Source organism: Bradyrhizobium sp. 23, assembly GCF_023073295.1.
GTDB lineage: Bacteria > Pseudomonadota > Alphaproteobacteria > Rhizobiales > Xanthobacteraceae > Bradyrhizobium > Bradyrhizobium canariense_D.
In genome coordinates this window covers 1-4127 of sequence record NZ_JADPJF010000017.1, presented here as the reverse complement: position 1 = coordinate 4127, position 4127 = coordinate 1, and the positions used below count along the sequence as shown (strand labels likewise).

Here is a 4127-nt window from a genome sequence, read left to right as displayed (position 1 = left end):
GATCGGCGAGCCACTGCTTCGCCGCGGCGCCCTGGCACTTCGGGCAGTGCCGGTTGCGGCAGGAGTTGTAGGCGATGGACGTGTAGGCGCAGTCCTCGCAGCGCGCGACATGGCCGCCGAGCGCCGCCGTGCGGCAGCTCTCGATCGCCGACATCACCTTCAACTGGTCGAGGCTGACACGGCCGGCATGGGCCTGCCGCCATGCCGGGCCACGGTCGCGGAAGATATCCGCAACCTCCAGAGCCGGACGAGACACGCCGGCCTCGCGTCAGCCGGGCGGCCGGGCCTCCTTCAGCTTGATCGCGATGTGCTCCAACGGGCTCATGACCTCGCTGATCGTCTTGGTGGCGACGCGGGCATCGGGACTGACGAAGATTAGCTCACCTTGGCTGCCGTTGCGCATCTCGTCGAGCACCGCCAGCGCGGGATCCGTCAACGGAACGTAATGGTCTTGGTCCATCTTCATCCGCTCGCCAGGAATTTTCCAGGTGGCGGCCGGACTATCGATTTCACACCAATGCCCTTCGACGGCCTCGTTCGTCCGGCAACCCACGGTCTAAAGCTACGGTCAGCGTCCCGATTAGGGAGAACACCTAAGAACTGTGAAGTACAGTCCATTGGCGCAAGTCACTGATTTTGCGGTGGAGTTCGAACGACCACGAACAGTGGAGAACAATATGCTGGCGGAAGGGTGCGGATCCGAACGCCGCCTACGCGCTTCTGATCGAGGCCATCGCCGAGCGCGCGCGATTTCGACGTGATTCACTCCCACGTCGACTGGCTGCCTCTTCCGGTGCTGAGCCGGACCGGCGTGCCTTTCCTGACGACCATGCACGGCCGTCTCGACCTTCCCGGTCTGCCGCAGCTAATCGGCGCCTTTGCGAACGCTCCGTTCGTCTCCATTTCCGCCGACCAGCGTCGGCCGCTTCCGGAGGCAAACTGGATCGCGACGATCCAGCACGGACTGCCCAAAGATATGTTTCGGCCCTCCTACGAACCAGGTTCGTACCTGGCCTTTCTGGGGCGGCTGACGGCGGACAAGGGTCCGGAGGACGCCATACGCATCGCGCGTGCGGCCCGGATTCCGCTGCGGATGGCGAAGGAGTACGAGGCCCGATATCGCAACCTGATCGCTCGTGGAGGACCCTTCGCGTGAGAGATTTTTCCGCGGCTGACTTATGAGCCGGCAGGAATCGAATCCTTGGCCATCCGTTCCGAGTCAGGGGCAAAGTGGAATTCTAGGGTTGAGGTCGGCTCCAAAGGGGCGCGGCTTAGGACGTACTCCGCGATCGCTCGTAATACCTTCTCTCGGGAGCGCCCGCGAAAAGCATTTCACAGAGGGAGACCATGGTTCCTAACGCGGAACTTTTTGCCCCAACACAACATTGTGGTCGGTGGTAGAGGCTACAATCATGAGACACGAACCATCGCCGATTTCAAAATTCTTCGGTGACTTGGCGAACAAGACTTCGCTTGCGGCGGGGCGCGCCTCGACCTTCCTGTTAGCCGCGGGTGTGGTGGTCGTATGGGGCATCAGCGGCCCGCTCTTCCAGTTCTCGGACACTTGGCAGTTGGTCATTAATACTGGGACCACAATCGTAACTTTCCTTATGGTATTTCTGATTCAGAATTCGCAACACCGGGACAGCGCCGCCATTCAGGTAAAGCTTGACGAACTCATTCGCGTGAGCGCAGCGCGCAATAGTCTCGTGGGAATCGAGCACCTCACAGACGATGAGATTGAGGAGCTTCGTTCGAAATGTGAAGCGCGTGCCAAGGCCGAAAAAGCCGGAGATGAGACACTCGACCGGACCCGACAGTCAGCGCGGCGAGCCGCCGAGCAGATCGCCACCTGACCATGTCAGCGTCGGCATCATCGAAAAGACCGGTAGAAAATATCGACGCCATCCTGCGCCTTGAAAAGCAGGATGAGGAAAAGATCGCTCTTCATCATCGTGTTTTTCATGCAATCGGATCGTTTGCGGGAACTCCGCAGTTCGTTGTGCTGCAGTGCGGGGCGGTGGTGTGTTGGATTGCGTTCGGCGGGGTATTCCCCGATCGCGCGCTTGATCCATTCCCGTTCCCGCTGCTCGGGACATTCCTCGCGCTGGAGGCGGTACTTCTCACCTCCTGTGTCCTCATTCGCCAAAATGCAACCGACCGCATCTTGGAGAAGCGGGATCGTCTAGAACTTCAGATTAATCTGCTCTCTGAACGGGAGGCGACGCGATCTTTGAGAATATTGCAGAAGCTTGCCAGGCGGCTGAATGTCGATGACGAGGATTGCCAACAAGACGAATTGGCGGAGGAGACGTCTGTTGATCAACTTGCCCGAGGCTTGCGCGAGCGCGAGCAGGCTGAAAAGGCTCAATGAGATGTCCGCCCGGAAGACGACATGGGGGTCGCTCTGATGCCATCTGCGCCATCGTGTTCATCTGCACGAGCTCTTCCTGGAGCAGAGTCCGTGCGATGCGCACGGTGCTAGAATTTTAACGTCGTCCTAAGACCGAACACCGACGCGTTTTTGAGGACCTTTCCGGCGAATGGCGTCCCCGGTCCCGTGGCGCCGCCGCCCGGGTGGATGATGTATTGGAAGTTTGGCTGCAACGACCAGCCGTCCTTTATCTGGTATTGGTAGACCGTCGTCAGCAATCCCTCGAAGTTTCGCAAGGGCCAATTTGGATTCACCAACGTGCGGTAGTCGGCGTCGAGCGCCTGCGCCCGTTTGGACACATGGGCATAACCCGCGGCGATCCCGAACTTGTCGTCCGGCCGGTCGTCACGAAGCCCGATGAACTCGACGCCGGCATCAGCGTAGAGATCGATGAGGTTGCGATCAGCGGGCGCGCCGGCGGCCCTTGCGAACACACCGATCCCGCGATCGTCGCTGTGAGGCAGGCGGTAGATCTGTTGCTCGAAGACCGCCCAACCACCGATGTTTCCTGCCAGCAATAAGGGTTCGCCACTGCTACCGGAAGCGGCGAGCGAGACGCCGTTCGACGCGAGCTGTTGATCGGCGAATGAGCCGAAGTGCCGCCACCCACCGAACTTGACCTGGCCGGTCAGGTTGGGATCGCCCTTCTTGTTGTTCCAGGCGTACTGGATCTGACCCAGTAACAACGGCGGATCGTTGACGCGGAAATTGACGCCGTAGCGGTTGCGCTCCTGCGGATCGCCCGGTCCGGGCCCGGCTTGGTCGCCGTCGAAGATCCCACCCAGAACGGAAAGCTGGTCGGTCACGTTGACCAGTAGCCTTGCGCCCATGGCCGCCAAAGGTGGCGAAGGTCCCCCGCTGGGCAGATTGAGCGACGTGATCGCGGGCCAACCCATTGAGGCGTTGGTGAACACGTCTGTATATTTGGTGTTGAAGAATTCGCTGTCGGCGGCGAGCTGACCCACTTTCAGCGAGATCCTCTTCCCGCCCCACCGCTTCTCGAAATACGCTTCGTAAAGACGCGTTGAGGGTAGAGCCTCGATTCCGCTGACGACAAAGAAGTTCTGAAGATTGCTCCGGGACAGGCCGTCGCCATGGATTTGGAACATGTTGGCATGGAAGGTGAGCTTGTCGATGCCGACGAGCTTCTGCAGATCGACATCCACCGCGAGGTTGAGACGGCCTTCGTAGATAGCGCCCTGTTTCAGGCCGCCGGAAGGATTACCGAACACCTCGCCGATGTAGTGGCCGCGAACTTCACGCCGTACTTCTGCAGCGGGTTGGGAAGAAGGCCGAGCGTCTTTTCCTCCACTCGCTTTCTTTTTCGGTCGGGATGAATTGTGAGAATCACCAAGATCCGCAGCGTCGCGGCGCGGTCGATGAGCAGATCCAGCGACTCCAGCGTGGTGGGGTCGCTCCAATGGACATCTTCCCATAGCATCAGCAGCGGCTGCTGCGCCGCGAGTCCTTCCACCTGCGCAAGTTGCACATGAAGCGTTTTCTCTTTGCGCTTCCGCGGCGTGAAATTGAGCGGCAGGTAGCGGTCGCCGGTCGGTATCGACAGCAAGTCCGCCAAGAGCGGGACAGCTTCGCTCAGCTCCTGGTTGGCCGTAAGCGCTTAGCCGCAACCCTATTGAGGCTGGCTTGACGTTTTGCGGAATCGCCACGGCATGAGGTCTTCGATGCGGCTATG

The 4127-nt window shown here is 60.0% G+C and carries 6 protein-coding genes and 1 pseudogene; 3 read left to right on the top strand and 4 right to left on the bottom strand.

Translation table 11 applies throughout. The features are described 5' to 3' along the window. Together IVB32_RS02775 and IVB32_RS02770 are read right to left on the bottom strand one after the other, a co-directional pair. Nucleotides 1–256: transposase zinc-binding domain-containing protein (locus IVB32_RS02775; protein WP_247409712.1), on the bottom strand; the 256-nt coding region annotated here is incomplete at its 3' end. Between the two features lie 12 nt (nt 257–268). Beyond that, nucleotides 269–553 carry a tyrosine-type recombinase/integrase gene (locus IVB32_RS02770; protein WP_345947080.1) on the bottom strand — a complete coding sequence of 95 codons (285 nt, stop codon included), beginning with the start codon at nt 551–553 and terminating at the stop codon, nt 269–271. A gap of 131 nt (nt 554–684) precedes the next feature. Between IVB32_RS02770 and IVB32_RS02765 the strand changes: the two are divergent. From IVB32_RS02765 to IVB32_RS02755, 3 genes and pseudogenes are all read left to right on the top strand, one after another. After that, nucleotides 685–1099, top strand: a pseudogene (locus tag IVB32_RS02765) (glycosyltransferase family 4 protein); the annotation flags it as partial. A gap of 313 nt (nt 1100–1412) precedes the next feature. Then, complete coding sequence (locus tag IVB32_RS02760) at nt 1413–1856, top strand: low affinity iron permease family protein (RefSeq protein WP_247409711.1); 444 nt, start codon at nt 1413–1415, stop codon at nt 1854–1856. A 2-nt stretch (nt 1857–1858) separates the two neighbouring features. Continuing rightward, entirely contained in the window at nt 1859–2374 is a 516-nt protein-coding gene (locus tag IVB32_RS02755) for a DUF1003 domain-containing protein (protein ID WP_247369520.1), read from the top strand. A gap of 107 nt (nt 2375–2481) precedes the next feature. Here the strand turns inward: IVB32_RS02755 and IVB32_RS02750 are convergent, their stop codons facing one another. Together IVB32_RS02750 and IVB32_RS02745 are read right to left on the bottom strand one after the other, a co-directional pair. Further along, nucleotides 2482–3666: a carbohydrate porin gene (locus IVB32_RS02750; protein WP_247409710.1), complete on the bottom strand. Its 1185-nt coding sequence runs from the start codon at nt 3664–3666 to the stop codon at nt 2482–2484. Beyond that, nucleotides 3639–4010, bottom strand: coding sequence for a hypothetical protein (locus tag IVB32_RS02745; RefSeq protein ID WP_247409709.1), 372 nt, complete (start codon nt 4008–4010; stop codon nt 3639–3641). Before IVB32_RS02745 ends, IVB32_RS02750 begins: the two co-directional genes overlap by 28 nt. Nucleotides 4011–4127 lie beyond the last annotated feature (117 nt).